Source organism: Streptomyces sp. NPDC051051 (assembly GCF_040682975.1).
GTDB lineage: Bacteria > Actinomycetota > Actinomycetes > Streptomycetales > Streptomycetaceae > Streptomyces.
This window is the reverse complement of sequence record NZ_JBFBCB010000033.1, coordinates 19,327-38,151: the sequence shown is the minus strand read 5'-3', so window position 1 is coordinate 38,151 and position 18,825 is coordinate 19,327. Positions and strand designations below refer to the sequence as shown.

Below are 18,825 nucleotides of genomic sequence, written 5' to 3'. Positions count from 1 at the left end.
CAGGGGCGCCCGATTCGCCGGTGTTCGCCCCGGGTTCACGCGATGGTGTGATCATGTCCCGCGCCGCGGATGAGGGTTGATGCCCCCGGGTAGGGCCCGGCCATGACGCAGCCGTTCGAACTCCCGCACTTCTACATGCCGTATCCCGCGCGGCTCAACCCGCACCTCGACGAGGCCCGCGCCCACTCGACGGGGTGGGCGCGCGAGATGGGCATGCTGGAGGGCTCCGGGATCTGGGACCAGGCCGACCTCGAGGCGCACGACTACGGCCTGCTCTGCGCCTACACCCACCCCGACTGCGACGGCCCCGCCCTGTCGTTGATCACCGACTGGTACGTGTGGGTGTTCTTCTTCGACGACCACTTCCTCGACATGTTCAAACGCACCCCCGACCGGGCGGCCGGCAAGGCCCACCTGGACCGGCTCCCGCTGTTCATGCCGCTCGACCTGTCGACCCCGGTGCCCGAGCCGCGCAACCCGGTCGAGGCGGGCCTCGCCGACCTGTGGGCGCGCACCGTGCCGGCGATGTCCGTCGACTGGCGGCGCCGTTTCGCCGTCGCCACCGAGCACCTCCTCAACGAGTCGATGTGGGAGCTGTCCAACATCGACGAGGGACGGGTCTCCAACCCCGTCGAGTACATCGAGATGCGCCGCAAGGTGGGCGGCGCTCCCTGGTCGGCGGGGCTCGTGGAGTACGCCACCGCCGAGGTCCCGGCCGCCGTGGCCGGATCGAGGCCGCTCAGGGTGCTGATGGAGACCTTCTCCGACGGCGTGCACCTGCGCAACGACCTGTTCTCCTACCAGCGCGAGGTCGAGGACGAGGGCGAGCTGAGCAACGGGGTGCTCGTCCTGGAGACCTTCTTCGGCTGCACCACCCAGCAGGCCGCCGACACCGTCAACGACATCCTCACCTCCCGCCTCCACCAGTTCGAGCACACCGCCCTGACCGAAGTGCCGGCGCTGGCCCTGGAGAAGGGCCTGCGCCCGGAGGAGGTGGCCGCCGTCGCCGCCTACACCAAAGGGCTCCAGGACTGGCAGTCCGGCGGCCACGAGTGGCACCTGCGCTCCAGCCGCTACATGAACGCGAAGGCGACCTCCTCCTCGCCCTGGGAGAGGCTGACCCACCCCGGCACCTCCGCCGCCGACGTCGGCGCCCTGCTCGCCTCGGCCGCCACGGGGACACCTCCCACGCCTTTCGGGCAGTGGGGGAGGCTGCGCCCTTACACGCACGTGCCGTTCCAGAAGGTCGGCCCGTCCCGGCTGCCCGAGTTCCCCATGCCCTTCCAGGTGGAGCTGAGCCCGCACCTGGACCGGGCCCGGCGCAACCTGGTCGAGTGGACGCGCCGGACGGGCATGTTGTCCGAAGGGGTGTGGGACGAGGACAAGCTCGCCTCGTGCGACCTGGCGTTGTGCTCGGCGGGCCTGGACCCCGACGCCACCCCCGAGGCCCTCGACCTCAGCGCCGGGTGGCTGGCGTTCGGCACCTACGGCGACGACTACTACCCGCTGGTGTACGGCCACCGCCGTGACCTGGCCGCGGCCAGGGCCACCACCGCCCGCCTCTCGGCCTGCATGCCCGTCGACGGTGAGGAGACCCCCGCCCCCCTGAACGCCATGGAACGGTCGCTGATCGACCTGTGGGCGCGCACGACCGCCGACATGACCCCCGACCAGCGGCGCACTCTGCGCGCGGCGGTCGACAGCATGACGGAGAGCTGGGTGTGGGAGCTGTCCAACCAGCTCCAGAACCGCATCCCCGACCCCGTCGACTACCTGGAGATGCGGCGCGCCACCTTCGGTTCCGACCTCACCCTGAGCCTGTGCCGCATGGGTCAGGGGCCGGCCGTCCCCCCGGAGGTGTACGCCAGCGGCCCGGTCCGCTCACTGGAGAACGCGGCCATCGACTACGCCTGCCTGCTCAACGACGTCTTCTCGTACCAGAAGGAGATCGAGTACGAGGGCGAGATCCACAACGCGATCCTCGTCGTGCAGAACTTCTTCGGCTGCGACTACCCGACCGCGCTCGGCGTCGTCCACGACCTGATGACCCAGCGCATGCAGCAGTTCGAGCACGTGGTCGCCCACGAACTGCCGGTCCTGTACGACGACTTCGGCCTGTCGGCGAAGGCCCGCGACGCCATGCGCGGGTATGTGGCGGACCTCCAGAACTGGCTGGCCGGCATCCTCAACTGGCATCGGCAGGTGGACCGTTACACATCCGCCTACCTGGCCCGCCGGTCCCATGGCTTCCTGCCCGGCCGTCCGCCGGCCGTCCCCGCGCTGCCGGTCGGCTGACGGCTGCGCCCGACGGCCCCGCGCCACCGGTCGGCCGACGGCTCACCTCGTTGCCGCCGTCGGCCGACCGCGCACCCGGACCGCCCCGCGGGGCGTGGTGCGGCGGGCCCGTCACACCGGTCGCGCCGCCGCAGGTCGTGTCGCGTGCTCGACCGCCGCCCGGGCCAGCCCCCGGACCATCGGGTGCGGGCGTGAGCCGTCGCCGTACAGCTCCGGCTGGAAGAGGGAGGCGAGGAAGAAGGGGTGCCCGGGGAGTTCCGCCATCCGCACCTGGCCCGCCGCGTCCCGGCCGGAGAAGCGCAGGCCGTGCGCGACCAGGGTGTCGAAGTGGCGGGAGAGGCCGTAACGGCAGGAATAGCGCTCGACCGTGGACTCCCTGCCGATCACCGAGTGGGCCAGCGAGCCCTGCTCCAGCAGGACGGTGTCCTCGTGGCCCTCCAGCGAGCAGGCCAGCGGTTCGAGGAGCGGGTCCGCGGCGGCGGGGTCGTTCTCGGCGTGCGCCGCGCGGGTCAGTCCGCAGGCGTTGCGGGCGAACTCCAGCAGGGCGTGCTGGAAGCCGCCGCAGGTGCCGAGGAAGGGGACGTCCTCCTCGCGGGCGGTGCGGATCGCGGCCAGGACACCGGCCTCGCTGCGGTACGGGCTGCCCGGCACCACCCAGACCGCGTCGAACCCGCGCACCGCGCCCTCGGCCTCCGCGTCGGACGAGGGGATCCAGTAGGCGTCGAGGACCAGCCGGTCCCGGGCGGCGAGGGCGTCGAGGAGGAGCGGGATCCGGGTGTGGGAGACGACGCCGGGGGAGCGGTCGCCCACCAGGGCGACCCTGGCGATGCGGGCGGTGCCTGCGGTCTGCGCGGTGCTGTCGGTCATGCCCCCATCCTCGGAGCGGCCCCGAGTTCACGTCCAACGATGATTCCTGCACTCCCGATAAGCAGAACTGATGCGACCCTGGTCGGCATGGACCCGCACCTCCTGCGCACCTACGTCACCGTGGCCCGCCTCGCCTCCTTCTCCGCGGCCGCGCGCGACCTCGGCTACACCCAGTCGGCCGTGTCCCAGCACATCGCGGCCCTCGAACAGGACCTCGGCGCACCGCTGCTCACCCGGCGCCCCGTCGCCCCCACGGCGGCCGGTGAGCGGCTCCTCGAACACGCCGGACCCCTGCTGCTGCGCCTGGACGCGGCCCGCGCGGACGTCGCCCGGATGGCCGCCGCCCCCGCCCACGGCCTGACCCTGGCCACCTCCCCGACCGCGCTCACCCCCGCGGCCCTCGCCGCGCTGCCGCCCGCCGGGGTGACGCTGCGCGTGCTGGCCCGCGACGCGGTCCCCGCCGCCGTCGCCGCGGGCACCGCGGACCTGGGCCTCGTCGACGGCCCGGCCGCCCCCAGCGACCCGCTCCCGCTGCCCGACGTGGCGCCGCTGACCACGTACGGCGTCGGGGAGGAGCCGGTCGGCGTCCTGCTGCCCACCGCCCACCCCCTGGCCCGCCGCGCCGGACTGCGCCTCGGCGACCTCGCCGACGCCCGCTGGATCGACGCCCCCGACACGGGCCTGCCGCTGCACCGGTTGCGCGCCGTGAACGGCGGTCGCGGCTTCCGGCCGGCCCTGCGCTACGAGGGCACCGACGTCCGCGTCCTGACCGCGCTCGCCGCCGCCGGTCACGGTCTCGCCCTCCTGCCCCGCTCGGCGACGGCCGGCGCCCCGGGCGCGGTGGTCGTCCCGCTCACCGCACCGCGGATCGTCCACCGGGTGGAACTCGTCCACGCCGGCACCCCGACGGGTGCCGCACGGGCCCTGGTCGAGGCGCTGTCCCCGGGCCGGTGAGTCCCGCGCCCGCACGCGTACCGCCGTCGACGGCCGGTCAGTCTCACTCGTTCGTGGCTCGTGGCGCCCCGGTGCGGCGGGTAGGGCACCAGCCGGAGGAGATCCATGGAACAGACCGCGTTGCGTCCCAAGCCCATGCCCGGCCAGGAGCCCGGCGGAAGCCCGTCCTGCGACGTACCGGCGTGCGGCCGGCCCCGCCACCCGCACGCCGCCCGCCGTCGCGGCCGGCGTTTGACGACCCTGCTGGCCGGCCTGTTCGCCGGTGCCGTCCTGGTGCTGTCCGGCGTCGGCCTCGGCACCCTGGGCGCCGCCGTGATCGGCGCGAGCGAACTGGCCGCGCTGCAACGGCAGGCGGGCGGGGGCGCGGCGTCCGCCGCGCCCCCGGCGGCCGGCCGCGGTCTCGCCGCGCCGGGCTCCCCGGCACCCGCGCCCGCCGACGCCACCCTGGGCCTAGAGATCGTGGACGGGAAGAAGGCGGGCGCCGAGATCGTCGCCGTCCACGTCCCCGGCCCCGGCTATTCGGCCGGTCTGGTGCGCGGGGACGTCGTCCTGCACTTCGGCGGGACCCGGATCGACTCCGCGGCCGATCTCGCGCGGGCGGTCGACGAGGCGAAGCCCGGCCGGGAGGCAAAGGTGACCTTGCGTCACAAGAGCGGCGCCTACCAGCAGTTGTCCGTGGTGCCGGGGATCGTCACCTGACGATCGGCCCGGACGCGCGCGTGCCGCGGGTCGTTACCCGGCGGTCCCGTCCGTGCACGCGAGTGCCCCGGGGCGGCACCCGGCGGCCCGGACCGTACGCCCGCCCGCCCGCCCGTCCGTCCGCCCGTCCGCCCGTCCGCCCGCGTCAGACGACCACGCGGAAGTGGCTCGTGAGCCGTCGCTCGTCGTCCAGGACGTGGAACGCGAGCCCGACCGGCGCCTCCCGGTCGGCGACCTCGTCGCCCTCCCAGGGCAGCCGAAGCGTCCATGTCACGCCGGGGCCCACCACCAGCGGCCGCCCGGCGAAGGTGGTGGCGGCCGGCGTGTGGGCGTGGCCCGTGATGATCCCGGCGATCTCCGGCCGCCGCCCGAGCAGCGCGGCCAGCCGGCCGGGGTCGCCCAACCGGTAGGAATCGGGCAGCGGGTGGTGCACCGCCACCGGCGGATGGTGGAAGGCGAGCAGCGCGGGCACGTCCCCGTCCAGCTCGTCGAGGGTCTCCTCGATCCAGGCGTACGTCTCGTCCGCCAGGGCCCCCTCGTCCTCGCCCGGGATGCTGGAGTCGCACATCAGGACCGCGCCGCCGTCGAACACCTGGACGCTGTTGACCGGTCCGTCGGCGGCCGGCAGACCGAGGAGGGCCTTGCGGTAGGGGGCGCGACGGTCGTGGTTGCCGGGGCAGGTGAGCACCGGCCAGGGAGTGTCGGAGCCCTGTGGCCCGAGGATGCGGGCGGCCTCCTCGTACTCGGCCTCCGCCCCGTGGTCCGCGATGTCTCCGGTGACCAGCAGCGCGTCCACCCGCCCCGGCAGGTTCCGGAGCCGGTCGCACGCCCGCTCGGCGCGCTCGGTGGCACGGGCGCTGCCGTCCAGGTGCAGATCACTGAGGTGAGCGAGTACGAGCACGGTGCCGGCCTCCCGAAGTGGATTAACGCTTGACCGAGATCCAACCATTAGATCTCGTGGCCGGGCAATCCACTTGCCCGGGGAACGACGGGCGGCATTCCCCGCGAAATCCCCGCCGATCGGGTCGCGCCGCCCCTGCCGACCGGGCAGGATGCTGCCCGTAGTCACCACGTCCTGACAGGGAGGCCCGGATGACCGGCCGTACGCCCGCGCGCTTCACCGCCGACGACTACCGGGCCCGCATGGAGCGGGCCGTGCACGCGGCCGGCGACGCGGGGCTGGCCGGGCTGCTCGTGGCACCGGGCCCGGACCTGGTCTGGCTCACCGGCTACGCGCCCCCCGCGGCCACCGAACGGCTCACCCTGCTCGTCCTCACGCCCGAGCGCGACCCCGTCCTCGTCGTCCCGGCCCTCGAGGCCCCCGACGCGGCCAAGGCGGCCGGGGCCCCCGCGCTCACCCTGCGGGACTGGACCGACGGCAAGGACCCCTACGCCGCCACCACCGCGCTCCTGGACGCCGGCGGGCGGTTCGGCGTCAGCGACAACACCTGGGCGATGCACCTGCTCAACCTGCAGAAGGCACTCCCGGACAGTTCCTACGCCTCCCTCACCGAGGCCCTGCCGATGCTGCGCGCCGTCAAGGACGCGGCCGAACTGGAGCTGATGGCCGCCGCGGGAGCCGCCGCCGACGCGACGTTCGAGGAGATCCGCGGGGTTCCCTTCGCCGGACGCAGGGAGTCGGAGGTCGGCGCCGACCTCGCCGACCTGCTCCGCCGCTTCGGCCACTCCCAGGTCGACTTCACCATCGTCGCCTCGGGCCCGAACGGCGCCAACCCGCACCACGAGGTCGGCGACCGCGTCATCGAGCAGGGCGACATGGTCGTCCTCGACTTCGGCGGCCTGAAGGACGGCTACGGCTCCGACACCTCCCGCACGGTCCACGTCGGCGAACCCACCGACGAGGAGCGCCGTGTCCACGACCTCGTGCGCGAGGCCCAGGAGGCGGGCTTCCGCGCCGTACGGCCCGGCGTCGCCTGCCAGGAGGTCGACCGGGCCGCCCGCGCCGTCATCGCCGACGCCGGGTACGGCGAGTACTTCATCCACCGCACCGGCCACGGCATCGGCGTCACCACCCACGAGCCGCCGTACATGATCGAGGGCGAGGAACAGCCCCTCGTCCCCGGCATGTGCTTCTCCGTCGAACCGGGCGTCTACCTCCCCGGCCGGTTCGGGGTGCGCATCGAGGACATCGTCACCGTCACCGCGGACGGCGGCCGCCGGCTCAACGGCACCACTCGCGAGATGGTCACAGTCGGCTGACACCCACAGGAGAGTCCCGGAACCCACCGAACGGCTACGGCGCGACCATGACCCCAGCACCCACACCCACCGCGGACACCGTCCGCCGGCTGGTCCGAACGCTCCTCGAGAACGCCGGCGACGGCGGTCCCGGCCCCGAGGTGCGGCCCGTCTCCGAGGAGGGCGGGCACGGTACCTGGTGGGTCGGCACCCGCCACGTCCTGCGGCTCGCCCCCGATCGTGAGGCGACCGTCCGCATGCGCCGTGAGCTGCGGCTGCGCGACCTCGTCCGAGCGCACGTGCCGGTCACCGTGCCGACCGCCGTCGCGCACGGCGAGTGGTCACCCGGCCTCGCCTACACCCTCGACACCAAGGTGCCCGGCGGCACCGCCGAGGACCACGACGTGTCCGCCGTCGGCGAGGCCGACCTGGCCGCGCTGCTCGGCGGACTGCGCGAGGTGCCGGCCCGGCAGGCCGAGACGATCGGCGTGCCGCGCGTCGCCCCGCGCTCCCTCGAGGCACTGCGCCGCATGGCCGTCGCCGCCGGCGAACGCCTCGCCGCCGCCGACGAGTTCGACCCCGCCCGGCTCCACCAGCTCACCCCGCCCGGCGCGGCCCAGCTCGCCGCACAGCCCGCCACCGCCGTCCTCGTCCACCACGCCCTGCGGGGCGAGCACCTCGTGGTCAGCGCCGACGGCCGGGTGCGCGGCGTCCTCGACTGGACCGGCGCGGTCGTCGGCGACCCCGCCGAGGACATCGCCGGGCTCGCCCTCGCCGTCGGCTCCGGCGCCGCCGTCCGCGCCGCCACCCTCACCGGGTACGGCGCCCGCGCCTGCCTGCGCGGCCTGTGGCTGGCCCGCTGCGACACCGTCGTACGCCTCGCCGAACGCCTGACCGGCCACGGCGCCGAGCCCCCGGCCCTGCCGCGCACCCAGCTGCGCCGGGCCTGGGAGGCGATCCTGCTGGAACGCGTGACGGAACTCAGGGAGGACGGGACGGACGACTAGCGCGTGCCCGCCCCACCCCCGTGCGGTGGCCCTCAGTCCTGCTCCAGGACCACACAGGACTCCCCGGGCAGGCGCAGCAGCCCGTCCGCGCCCGCCGTCTCCACCGGCTCCCACGCGGCCAGCACGCGCGCGGGGCGGGTGCCGAGCGGGATCTCCGCCGGTGCCGTGCCGAGGTTCACGGCCACCCGGACGTCCCCGCGGCGGAAGGCCAGCCAGCGGGCCTGCGCGTCGTGGGCGACCTTGAGGTCGGCCAGGTCGGGGTCGGTGAGGTCGGCATGGGCGTGCCGCAGGGCGATCAGCCGGCGGTACCAGGCCAGCACGCGCGCGTGGGGCTCGCGCTCCGGTTCCGACCAGTCCAGGCAGGAGCGGTCCCGGGTCGCCGGGTCCTGCGGGTCCGGCACGTCCTCCTCCGCCCAGCCGTGCTCCGCGAACTCCCGCCGCCTGCCCCGCCGCACGGCCTCCGCCAGCTCCGGGTCGGTGTGGTCGGTGAAGAACTGCCAGGGCGTGCCCGCCGCCCACTCCTCGCCCATGAACAGCATCGGGGTGTACGGCGAGGTCAGCGTCAGCGTCGCCGCGCAGGCCAGCAGGCCGGGGGAGAGGGCGGCCGCGAGCCGGTCGCCCTGGGCGCGGTTGCCCACCTGGTCGTGGGTCTGGGAGTAGCCGAGGAGCCGGTGCGCAGGCAGCCGGGTACGGTCCAGCGGCCGGCCGTGGGACCGGCCGCGGAAGCTGGACCAGGTGCCGTCGTGGAAGAACCCGCCGGTGAGGGTCTTGGCGAGCGCGGCGAACGGATCGCGCCCGAAGTCGGCGTAGTAGCCCTGGGACTCGCCGGTCAGGGCGGTGTGCAGGGCGTGGTGGAAGTCGTCGTTCCACTGCGCGTGCAGCCCCAGGCCGCCCTCCCGGCGGGGCGTGATCAGCCGCGGGTCGTTCAGGTCGGACTCGGCGATCAGGAACAGCGGCCGGCCCGTCTCCTCGGCGAGCGCGTCCACCGACTCCGACAGTTCCTCCAGGAACGGGTACGCGCGCGTGTCGGCCAGCGCGTGCACCGCGTCCAGCCGCAGCCCGTCGATCCGGTAGTCGCGCAGCCACGCCAGCGCGCTGCCCAGCAGGAACGCCCGCACCTCGTCCGAGCCGGGCGCGTCCAGATTGACGGCCGAGCCCCACGGGGTGTGGTGCGTGTCGGTGAAGTACGGCCCGAACACGGGCAGGTAGTTGCCCGAGGGGCCCAAGTGGTTGTGCACGACGTCCAGGACCACCCCCAGACCCAGCTCGTGCGCCCGGTCGACGAACCGCTTCAGCGCCTCGGGACCGCCGTACGGCTCGTGCACCGCCCACAGCGACACCCCCTCGTAGCCCCAGCCGTGCCGGCCGGGGAAGGGGCAAAGTGGCATCAACTCCACGTGGGTCACACCGAGTTCGACGAGATGGCCGAGCCGGTCGGCCGCGGCGTCCAGGGTGCCCTCGGGGGTGTACGTGCCCACGTGCAGCTCGTACAGCACCGCACCCGGCAGTGGCCGCCCCGGCCACCGCGCCCGCCACGCGTACCGGCCGTGGTCGACGACCGCGCTCAGCCCGTCGGGCCCGTCCGGCTGACGGCGCGACCGCGGATCCGGCCGCACGGGGCCGTCGTCCACCGCGAAGCCGTACCGGGTGCCGTCCCGCGCCTCCGCCTCACCGGTCCACCACCCCGGCCGCGCGGCGTCGCGCTCCAACGCGCGCGTCACGCCCTCGCACTGGAGCGTCACACGTTCGGCCTGCGGTGCCCACACCTCGAACTGCACGGACGGTTCCCCTTCGTCTGCTCACCGTGATGTAGCCCGACCCATCGTGCTCCAAACGAGGTCGATCCGCCGCACGAACACTCCCTTCGCGGCCGGTGTCGTGGCGGTCCGTTCCGGGCACGCGCGCCGCGGCGCCGTTTTCCCGTTTTCTGGACACCCGACGTCCACTGACCGACAATCACGAACGTGACGTCGTCATTCGAGTTCAACACGTACCCCGCGCGCCTGTCCGACATGGAGCGCGACAGGGCACTGAAGGTGCTCCGTGACGGTGTCGCCATGGGCCGTCTCTCCCACGACACGTTCATCCGGCGCATGGAACTGGCGCTCGCCGCCCGCCGCTCGGACGAACTGGCGGTCCTCACCGCCGACCTGCCCAGGGAGAGCCGCTTCTCGCGCGCCGTGTTCGGCACCGTCGAGGCCGTCTCCGGCTTCACCGTACGGCTGCGCAGGGCCTGGCAGGCCGAGCGGCTGCCCAAGCTGCTGCTGCCGCACCCCGGCACCGAGCGCGCGCTGCGCATCGGCCGCGACCCCGCCAGCGGCCTCCGGCTGACCCACGACAGCGTCTCGCGCGTGCACGCCGAACTCAGCCGCCAGGGCGGCATGTGGATCCTGCGCGACCTCGGTTCGACCAACGGCACGACCGTCAACGGGCGGCGTGTCATCGGCGCCGCCGTCGTCCGCGAGGGCGACCAGGTCGCGTTCGGGCGGATGGCGTTCCGCCTCTCGGTGAACTAGGGCGTGTTTCGAAAGTAGCGTCGTCTGCCCGAAGGGCAGGCCCGGCGGCGTCTGGTGCGTGCGATCGCAAGGCGGAGGGTCGCTCCGATACTGGTTGTATCGGGGCGATCCCGACAACGCGGCGAGCGTGCGTGCCAGGCGTCGCCGGGCAAACGGGACTTTCGAAACACGCCCTAGGCCTCCGCGCCGGGCCCGCGGGCCGCCCGACCCGTGCGGAGATCCCGGGCACGACCGGCAAGTCGAGCCGCCCGGGGCGGTGTTGACGTACCTTCCGGGCCATGACTCACTGTGTGCACCCGGCACTCCCGGTGAACCGAAGGCGCTCCCGACGCGGAGGTGTGTCCTGCCGGCACTTCGGCGCTACCCGACCGTGGACGAACTCGCGGCCCGCGCGGCCGCGCTCGTCGCCCGCCGGCCCCGCGACACCCGGCTGCGCCGCGTCGGCGTCTCGCGCGCGGGCACGCCCCTGTGGCTGCTCTCCGTGGGCCACGGCAGCCGGCAGGCCCTGGTCGTCGCCGGGCCGCACGCCAACGAACCCGTGGGCGGGGGCACCGTCCTGCGGCTCGCCGAACGCGTCCTCGCCGACCCCCGGCTCACCGAGGACGCCGACGCCACCTGGAACCTGCTGCTCTGCCTCGACCCCGACGGACTGCGCCGCAACGAGGGCCGGCTGTCCGGCCCGTACACCCCTCGGCCGCTACTTCCGGCACTTCTTCCGGCCCGGCTTCCTGGAACAGCCCGAGTGGCTGCCCGACGGGGCGCAGGCCGCAGCGCTGCCCGAGACCCGGGCGCTGCTCGGCCTCCAGGACGAGCTGAAACCTTTCTTCCAGGGTTCGCTGCACGGTGTCGACGTCGGCGGCGGCTTCGTCGAACTCACCCGTGACCTGCCCGGACTGCCCCAGCGCGTGGCCCGCGCCGCCCGTCTCGGCATCCCCCGCGAACTCGGCCCCTACGACACCCTGTACTGGCCGGAACTGGGGCCCGCCGTCCACCGGATCCCGCCGCCGCGCCCGCGCGACCTGGCCGCCGCCATCACCGAGGCCGCCGTCGAGTCGACCTGGTACCACCCGCACCGGCACGGCACCGTCACCGCGGTCGTCGAGGCGCCCATGTGGGGCGTCGCCGCCGTCGAGGACGGCTCACCGCCCGCCGACCGCGACGCCGTCCTCCGCGCGGTGAGCCGGACCCTGCGCCGCGGGACCCGGCTCCTGGAGCGCGTCCTCGCGCGCGTGCGGCCCCATCTCCCCGGCGCACCCGACACCGCCCGCCTGCTCGCCCCGGTCGACGACCACCTCCTCGTCTGCCCCGGCCTCGCCGACGCCTGGGTCCCCGACACCGGCGACCCCATCCGCCCGCTCCCGCCCCTGAACACCGCCCACCTGGCCGCCCTGCGCATCGCCGGCCGCCGTATCGCCGTGCGCACCGCTGGCCTGCTGCACCAGTTCGTCGCGGGGTCCGGGCGCGATCCGGCCGGCGCGCTGCCGGAGCTGGACGCGCTCATCGACGCGTGGTGCGCCGACTACCACGACGGTCTGGGGGCCCGCTGGATCCCCGTCGCCCGCCAGGTGGAGTACCGGACCAGGGTCGTCCTCGCCGCGTTCGAACTGGCCGCGCGGCCGGCCTGCTCACCCGCACGATCGGGTGAGCAGGACTGGGGAACCGGGCCCGCCGTGCCGATGCACCGGGAATGAAGCACTTCCCCGCACCCCGCCTCCTGGGCGCCCTGCCCGTCACGGCCGCCCTCCTCCTCGTCGCCGTCGCCCCCGCCCGGGCATCGGCGCCCGGTCATGTCCTGCCCGGCGACGGGCTCCGGCTCAGCGTCACCACGGGCGACTCCCGCGCCGGCGACAACCGCGGCACGCTCCTGCTGTGCGACCCGCCCCAGGGCCACTCCCGCGCCGCCGAGGCCTGCGCCGACCTCACGGCGGCGAACGGCGACATCGACGCCGTCGCGCCGCGGGAGGCCGTCTGTTCCCTCCTGTACGCGCCCGTGACCGCCCACGCGAGCGGCCGGTGGCACGGCCGCCCCGTCGAGTACACGAGGACCTTCTCCAACACCTGCGTGATGCTCGCGGAGACGGGCGCGGTGTTCGCCCTGGACGACGAGCAGCTCCCCGAACTCCCCGAACTCCCCGAACTCCCCGAACTCCCCGAACTCCCCGAACTGTCCGAGCTGTCCGGGGTGTGAGGCCGGCCGGCTCCGGGCACGCGCGCGTGTCCGGAGCCGCCCACCCCCTGCGCGACACCCCGGCGCGGTCGGCACATCACTGCCCGGCGGGGAAGTCCGTGGAGGCCGCGAGGTCGCGCTGCGCCTCGAAGTCGGCGATCCGCCTGCGCAGCACGCCGAGGGTGGAGTCCAGGGCCTGCGAGCCGAGCACCATCCGCGGGGGTGCAGGTTCGGTGTCGACGGATTCGATGATGCGCGCGGCCATGCGCTGCGGGGCGCCGACGCGGCTGATCGTGCCGCCGTCGCGGACTTGTGCGACTCGAGAGGTCCGGCTCCTCCGCAGCACCGATCCTCTCCAGGCCCGAGTCGTTCCAGGTCGGCACGGGCTTTCCTCCGGGCGGTTCAGGAGTCGAGGGTGGCGTTGCCGAGCCGGCTGGCCATGGCAGGGTCGCGGTGGTCGAAGAACAGCGACGCCCCGGTGTCCAGGGTGGCGACGGCCGCCATCTGGTCGTCGGTGAGCGCGAAGTCGAAGACGTCGAGGTTCTCCGCCATCCGGTCGGCGCGCACCGACTTCGGAATGACGACGACCCCGCGCTGGACGAGCCAGCGCAGCACGACCTGCGCCACGGACTTGCCGTGCGCGGCGGCGATCGCGCTCAGGTGCGGGTCGGTGAAGAGGTTGTTGCGCCCCTCGGCGAACGGGCCCCACGACTCGATCTGCACCCCGCGCTCGCGCATCAGGTCCTGGTCCGCGGTGCGCTGGAAGAACGGGTGGGTCTCGACCTGGTTCACCGCCGGGGTGATCTCGTTGTGGTCGATCAGGTCCACGAGCCGGTCCGGGTAGAAGTTCGACACCCCGATCGCCCGGACGAGACCCTCGCGGTGCAGGGCCTCCATGGCCCGCCAGGAGCCGTAGACGTCGCCGTAGGGCTGGTGGATCAGGTACAGGTCGAGGTGGTCCAGGCCGAGCTTGCGCAGCGAGGTGTCGAAGGCGCGCTTCGCCCTTTCCTCACCGGCGTCGGAGACCCACAGCTTGGTCGTGACGAACAGGTCCTCGCGCGGAACGCCGCTGCTGCGGATCGCGCGGCCGACGGCCTCCTCGTTCCCGTACGCCGCGGCCGTGTCCAAGGACCGGTAGCCGGCGGCGAGGGCGTCGCCGACGGCTCGCTCGGTCTCCTCCGGCGGGATCTGGTACACGCCGAAGCCGAGGATCGGCATGTCGACGCCGTTGTTCAGGGTGACGGTCTGCATGGAAGCTCCTGGGAGTGGTGCGGTCACGGGGGTTCTCGGCGTCCGGCATCCGCCGGGCGCCTTCCGGGTGGGTCTCTCCGGGGGCCGGGGCAGGCCGGAGAGCCTGTCGAGCACCGCGGGGGTGAGCCGGATGCCGTCGGCGGTGTTCTCCTCGATCCGGGACCCGCGCTCGGTTCCGGGGGCGGGGCGATGTCCCCACCCTGGGCCGACAGCCAGGCGATGGCCACCTGGGGCGGGTGGCGCCGGCCTCGGCGGTGACGGAGCGGACGGCGTGGGCGCGGCGAACGGGGTCCGGCGCGATCCGGGAGACCTCCGGTTCCCCCGGCCCGACGTGCCGCATCGCGTACCGCCTCTCGTCGTTCCTCTTGTCGTTCCTCGCGCCGGACGCTTGCCGCGGCCCGGGCCGCCCGTGCAGCAGTACCCCTGTGCACGGCGACCCCCTCGACGCCGGTGCTCCGTGCGGGCACGCCGCGACGTCGTCCACCCTGCCTCCGGCAGCCGGTGACAGGCAGGCCGAGATGTGCGGGGGCCGGTCAGCGGAGGGGGGTGCGACAGGGCCCCCTGTCCCGGCGTGCCACCGCACGGCCGGAGAGGAACCGGCGTCACGGCACCCGAGCAGCACAGCAGCGGCGACGAACCGGGGCGCTTCCTGCGTGCCCGCCGCACCCGGACCGGTCCCCGGGCCGTCGGCCCGACCCCCGGGCCCGGTACACGCCGCACCCCCGGCCTGCGGCGCGAGGAGCCGGCCACGCTCGCCGGAGTCGGCGTCGGCGGGATCACCCTCGGTTCCCGGGGCAGGAGCCTCGAAGGCGCTCCCGGCCGGCGCATGGGCGTCTGCACCGCCGAACCGGGAACACCCGATCACGACGCCGTGCTCCTGCCCGGCACGACCGCCGCGCCTGCCGGACCGAGGCCGTCCACGTCCAGGGGATGACAGGCCGACAGCGGGGCCCGGTGTTCCGCACCGGCCCCGGCCTCTACGGCTGCCGCGGTGCCCCCTCGCGCGCGTGCAGGGCCGCCGCGACGACCGTGCGGGACTGGTGCTCGACCTGGTGCTCCAACGGCACCCAGCGGGCCCGGAACCGCTCGGCGAACGCGTCGCTCCACCCCGCCACGAGACGCTCCAGACGGGGCGCCGCCCGGTCGTTGCGCTCCCGCAGCACCCGCCACAGCATCGCCGCCGCCCGCAACGGCAGCCGACGGGCGAAGGCGTCCACACTGCCGACGTACGCCACCGTGGTGTCGGCCGGGGACGTGTGCGTCCAGTCGGCGGCCAGCCCCGGCACCAGCTCCAACGCCCAGCGGGCCGCCCGCAGCAGCGGCCCGTCGACGCCCTCCAGCCGCGGCGAGGCCTCCGCCAGCACCCGCTCCACCTCCCGCGCGTCCCGCAGCAGCCGCCCCGCCAGCCGCCGGATCGCCTCCGCGGGATCCGGGTGCGGCGCCGGGTCGTCGACCATGTCGCTCGCCCACATCGGCACCTCCACGACCGCGGTCAGGCCGCCGTGGCGGTGGGCGTGGTACCAGGTGCTGTGCCGCGCGTCGTCCGGCATGCTCGGATACGCCGTCCCCGCCCCGGGCTCCGGCATCACATGCACCCCGGGCCCGGACGCCGGCCAGCCCGCCGCGTCGCAGGCGCCCGTCTCCACCGGGATGTGCAACTGCGCCGCCGACTTGGCGAACGGCTCGGTCAGGCCCGGTACGTCCCTCGTCAGCTGCACCCAGCTGCCGCCCAGGTCGGTGCCGTGCAGCGTCACCTGGAGGTAGGGCCGCAGCTCGTCGATGACGCCGGTCAGCGCGCGGGTCTCGGGCGGCAGCCGGTCCGCCGGCAGCAGTGCCGGGGACCACTCGGGCTGCTCCGGGCCCGCCGGCCGGAAGAAGCCCCGGTGGTACTCGAGCAGGCTGCGCGGCGCGGGCGTCACGTGCAGGTTCGCCCCGTCGGGATCCGCGCACAGCAGGAGGTGCCAGGACGTGCCGTCCCGCAACTCCCTCTCGTGCAGGACCCGTTCGGCCAGGGCGAGCAGTGCGGGACCGCCGGCGGGTTCATTCGCGTGGGCCCCCGCGACGACCAGCACGGCCCGACGCGCGTGCCCCACCGACAGCAGGTGCAGCGGCCGTCCCGCGCGGGAGAGCCCCACCTTCCGCAGCCTGCACAGCCCGGGTCGGAGCGCGGCCAGCGTCCTGGCGGACGAGGTCAGTTCCGTCACCGTGGGGTAGCGCAGCTCCGGCAGGAGACTCACCCCCGTCACGTCCGCCCGGCCTTCGCATCCGCAGTACCCCACGGACTCGGTGACCTGTCAAGAACGCGCCACGGATGCTTTCGGGGGGCGCCCGGAAGCACTCCGCGAGCGGCCCCGGCGGCCCCCGGCGACTGCCGCAGCGTCCGGGGCCGCCGCCTCGCCGCCGCCGCGGCCGGCCCCGCGCCACGTGTCACCCCACCCTCTCCAGCAGCGCCACCGGCAGCCGCCCGAACAGTTCCGCCACGCGCGCGTGCCCCGTGAACTCCCGGCCGGGGTCCAGGGCGTCCACCCACCTGCCCGGAGGGAGCGTGAGCCGGGTGTCCCCCCAGCCGCCCGCCTCCGCCAGGCGCAGGGACAGCCGGGTGGCGGCCGTGACGACCCGGCCGGAGCGGGCGAAGGCCAGGCAGTGGTCCGCGGCCGGTCCCTCGGCGGGCAGCGGCTCGTACGTCGCCGCCGGACCGAAGGCGTCCGGACGCCTTCGGCGCAGCCGCAGCGCCGCCGCCGTCACGGCCTCCTTGGCGCCGGCGCCCTCGGTGCCGACGCCTTCGGTGCCGACGTCCGCCGGCGGGAAACGGACGGGGCGCCGGTTGTCGGGGTCGACCAGCGCCAGGTACTCGCCCTCCGTGCCCTGGTAGACGTCCGGCACCCCCGGCATCGTCAGCTGCACCAGCGCCGCGCCCAGCACGTTCGCCCGGACGTGCGGCGCGAGCGCCTCCCGCAGGGCGGCCACCCGCTCACCCGGCACCCCGCACGGACCCACCGTGACGAACGCCGCCACGGCCTCCTCGTACGGCGGCTCCTGCTCCGTCCAGCTCGTGTACATGCCCGCCTCGCGCACATGCTTGAGCAGGGCCTCCCTGACGCGCTCCGGGGCGGCCGGCCCGAGCCCGAACGCGGTCTGCCAGGCCGCCCACGCCAGCTGCCCGTCCGGCACGCCCTCCCCGGTGTGCGTCACCTGCTCCAGGACCTCCGCCCAGCGTTCCGGGCACTCGGTGAGCACGGCCAGCGCCGCCCGGACGTCGGCGCTGCGCTTGGTGTCGTGCGTGGACAGGACCGTCCCGGTCAGCGGCCAGTCGCGCTGCACGCGCGCGCAGTACGCGTGGAAACCGGCGGGGGAGACGCCCTGCCGGCCGGGGTCGCCGCCGACCTCGTTCGCCGAGAGCAGCGGCACGTACCGGTAGAACGCCGTGTCCTCGACCGACTTGGCCCGCAGCGCGGACGCCGTCTGCGCGAACCGGGTGCGGAACTCCACCGCCTCCGGACCCTCCCCGCCGCCCAGCACCAGGCCGCGCACCACGTCCACGGCGCCCGCCTCCTCGGGGACGACGAAGGCGAGCCGGGCCTCCTCGGCGGCCTCCTCGGTGACGACGGCGGCCGCGTCGCCCGAGACGTACGGCCGGTAGACCTCCATGCGCACCAGCAGCTCCTCCAGCGCGGTGCGCAGCGCCCAGGGTGCCCGGTCACGCAGCGCCGGGTCCGGCGACGCCGCGCACGCGCGCGCGGCCGCCCGCGTCAACCGGTCCAGCTCGGTCGCCAGCTCGTGCCTGAGGACCGCGTACGCCGCCCGCCGCACCGTCGCCGCCCAGTCCCCGCCCCGGTCCGTCTGCGGGGCCGCGAACCGCCGGTACAGCTCCAGCAGCTCCCCGGCGCCCGCGGGGTCCGTGAACAGGCCGTCGACGTGGCGCAGGGCGTCGTAGCCGGTGGTGCCCGCGACCGGCCAGGCGTCCGGCAGCCGTTCGCCGTCGGCGAGGATCTTCTCCACGACCGTCCAGCGGCCCCCGCTCGCCCCGTGCAGCCGTGCCAGATAGGCGTCGGGGTCGGCGAGCCCGTCCGGGTGGTCCACGCGCAGCCCGTCCACCACGCCCTCGTGCAACAGCTGGAGGATCTTGCCGTGCGTGGCGTCGAACACCTCCGGGTCCTCCACCCGCACCCCGATCAGCTCCGAGATGCTGAAGAACCGCCGGTAGTTCAGTTCCGTGCGGGCCAGCCGCCACCACGCCGGCCGGTACCACTGGGCGTCCAGCAGCTCGGGCAGCGGCAGGTCCGCGGTCCCCTCGCGCAGCGGGAACGCGTGGTCGTAGTAGCGCAGGACGTCCCCGTCGACGCGCAGCTCGTCGAGCACCTCGCCCACCGGACCGCCGAGGACGGGCAGCAGCACCCGGCCGCCCTGCGCCTCCCAGTCGATGTCGAACCAGCGCGCGTACGGCGACCGCGGGCCCTCCCGCAGCACCTCCCACAGGGCGCGGTTGTGCCGCGGGGCCATGGCCATGTGGTTGGGCACGATGTCCACGACCAGTCCGAGTCCGTGCTCGCGCGCCGTGCGCGACAGGGCCCGCAGCCCCTCCTCGCCGCCCAGCTCCGCCCGCACGCGCGTGTGGTCGACCACGTCGTAGCCGTGCGGGGAGCCGGGCACGGCCTCCAGCACGGGCGACAGGTGCAGATGCGACACGCCGAGCGAGGCCAGGTACGGCACGGCCGCCGCCGCGGCCCCGAACGGGAACCCGGGCTGGAGCTGGAGCCGGTAGGTGGCCGTGGGCACGACGGGGACAGGGCGCTCAGAGGTCATGCAGACCTACGTACCCGCCCTGCCCCCTTTCGTGTCATCCCGGCCACCGGGTAGTGCCCACCGCCGG

At 74.9% G+C, this 18,825-nt stretch carries 14 protein-coding genes and 2 pseudogenes; 9 read left to right on the top strand and 7 right to left on the bottom strand.

The window, feature by feature from the left end; translation table 11 throughout:
- Positions 1–102: 102 nt before the first annotated feature.
- The gene (gene cyc2, locus AB0N31_RS23870) at positions 103–2,295 is read left to right on the top strand and encodes a germacradienol/geosmin synthase Cyc2 (protein ID WP_366060425.1); all 2,193 of its coding nucleotides are present in this window, start codon (positions 103–105) and stop codon (positions 2,293–2,295) included.
- Positions 2,296–2,406: 111 nt separating this feature from the next.
- On the opposite strand, the gene AB0N31_RS23865 is transcribed toward cyc2, so the two are convergent.
- Positions 2,407–3,162, bottom strand: a complete 756-nt coding sequence (locus tag AB0N31_RS23865; protein WP_366060424.1) for a hypothetical protein — start codon at positions 3,160–3,162, stop codon at positions 2,407–2,409.
- An 87-nt stretch (positions 3,163–3,249) separates the two neighbouring features.
- Between AB0N31_RS23865 and AB0N31_RS23860 the strand changes: the two genes are divergently transcribed.
- Positions 3,250–4,116: a LysR family transcriptional regulator gene (locus AB0N31_RS23860; RefSeq protein ID WP_366060423.1), complete on the top strand. Its 867-nt coding sequence runs from the start codon at positions 3,250–3,252 to the stop codon at positions 4,114–4,116.
- Between the two features lie 105 nt (positions 4,117–4,221).
- Positions 4,222–4,815 (top strand): PDZ domain-containing protein, encoded by a 594-nt coding sequence (locus AB0N31_RS23855; protein ID WP_366060422.1) that lies wholly within the window; start codon positions 4,222–4,224, stop codon positions 4,813–4,815.
- 145 nt (positions 4,816–4,960) lie between these two features.
- On the opposite strand, the gene AB0N31_RS23850 is transcribed toward AB0N31_RS23855, so the two are convergent.
- Positions 4,961–5,716, bottom strand: coding sequence for a metallophosphoesterase (locus tag AB0N31_RS23850; protein ID WP_366060421.1), 756 nt, complete (start codon positions 5,714–5,716; stop codon positions 4,961–4,963).
- 191 nt (positions 5,717–5,907) lie between these two features.
- On the opposite strand from AB0N31_RS23850, the gene AB0N31_RS23845 reads away from it, so the two are divergent.
- Positions 5,908–7,035, top strand: a complete 1,128-nt coding sequence (locus AB0N31_RS23845) for an aminopeptidase P family protein (RefSeq protein ID WP_366060420.1) — start codon at positions 5,908–5,910, stop codon at positions 7,033–7,035.
- Positions 7,036–7,082: 47 nt separating this feature from the next.
- The gene (locus AB0N31_RS23840) at positions 7,083–8,021 is read left to right on the top strand and encodes an aminoglycoside phosphotransferase family protein (protein ID WP_366060419.1); all 939 of its coding nucleotides are present in this window, start codon (positions 7,083–7,085) and stop codon (positions 8,019–8,021) included.
- Between the two features lie 32 nt (positions 8,022–8,053).
- Here AB0N31_RS23840 and treZ read toward each other — a convergent pair whose 3' ends face one another.
- A complete protein-coding gene (gene treZ, locus AB0N31_RS23835) occupies positions 8,054–9,799 on the bottom strand; it encodes a malto-oligosyltrehalose trehalohydrolase (RefSeq protein ID WP_366060418.1) in 1,746 nt (581 codons plus the stop codon).
- A gap of 186 nt (positions 9,800–9,985) precedes the next feature.
- On the opposite strand from treZ, the gene AB0N31_RS23830 reads away from it, so the two are divergent.
- The 3 genes and pseudogenes from AB0N31_RS23830 to AB0N31_RS23820 all read left to right on the top strand — a co-directional run bounded on the left by AB0N31_RS23830 (position 9,986) and on the right by AB0N31_RS23820 (position 12,725).
- Positions 9,986–10,537 carry a DUF1707 and FHA domain-containing protein gene (locus AB0N31_RS23830; protein ID WP_366060417.1) on the top strand — a complete coding sequence of 184 codons (552 nt, stop codon included), beginning with the start codon at positions 9,986–9,988 and terminating at the stop codon, positions 10,535–10,537.
- 370 nt (positions 10,538–10,907) lie between these two features.
- A pseudogene (locus AB0N31_RS23825) lies at positions 10,908–12,228 on the top strand (M14 family zinc carboxypeptidase).
- The gene (locus AB0N31_RS23820) at positions 12,225–12,725 is read left to right on the top strand and encodes an SSI family serine proteinase inhibitor (RefSeq protein ID WP_366060416.1); all 501 of its coding nucleotides are present in this window, start codon (positions 12,225–12,227) and stop codon (positions 12,723–12,725) included. Before AB0N31_RS23825 ends, AB0N31_RS23820 begins: the two are co-directional and overlap by 4 nt.
- Positions 12,726–12,801: 76 nt before the next feature.
- Here the strand turns inward: AB0N31_RS23820 and AB0N31_RS23815 are convergent, their stop codons facing one another.
- The gene (locus tag AB0N31_RS23815; RefSeq protein ID WP_366060415.1) at positions 12,802–12,969 is read right to left on the bottom strand and encodes a hypothetical protein; all 168 of its coding nucleotides are present in this window, start codon (positions 12,967–12,969) and stop codon (positions 12,802–12,804) included.
- Between the two features lie 137 nt (positions 12,970–13,106).
- Positions 13,107–13,955, bottom strand: coding sequence for an aldo/keto reductase (locus tag AB0N31_RS23810; RefSeq protein WP_366060414.1), 849 nt, complete (start codon positions 13,953–13,955; stop codon positions 13,107–13,109).
- A 649-nt stretch (positions 13,956–14,604) separates the two neighbouring features.
- On the opposite strand from AB0N31_RS23810, the pseudogene AB0N31_RS23805 reads away from it, so the two are divergent.
- Positions 14,605–14,724 (top strand): annotated as a pseudogene (locus AB0N31_RS23805) (transcriptional regulator); the annotation flags it as partial.
- 208 nt (positions 14,725–14,932) lie between these two features.
- Here AB0N31_RS23805 and AB0N31_RS23800 read toward each other — a convergent pair.
- The gene (locus AB0N31_RS23800; protein WP_366060413.1) at positions 14,933–16,192 is read right to left on the bottom strand and encodes a M14 family zinc carboxypeptidase; all 1,260 of its coding nucleotides are present in this window, start codon (positions 16,190–16,192) and stop codon (positions 14,933–14,935) included.
- Between the two features lie 190 nt (positions 16,193–16,382).
- Entirely contained in the window at positions 16,383–18,758 is a 2,376-nt protein-coding gene (gene treY, locus AB0N31_RS23795; RefSeq protein WP_366060412.1) for a malto-oligosyltrehalose synthase, read from the bottom strand.
- Between the last annotated feature and the right edge of the window lie 67 nt (positions 18,759–18,825).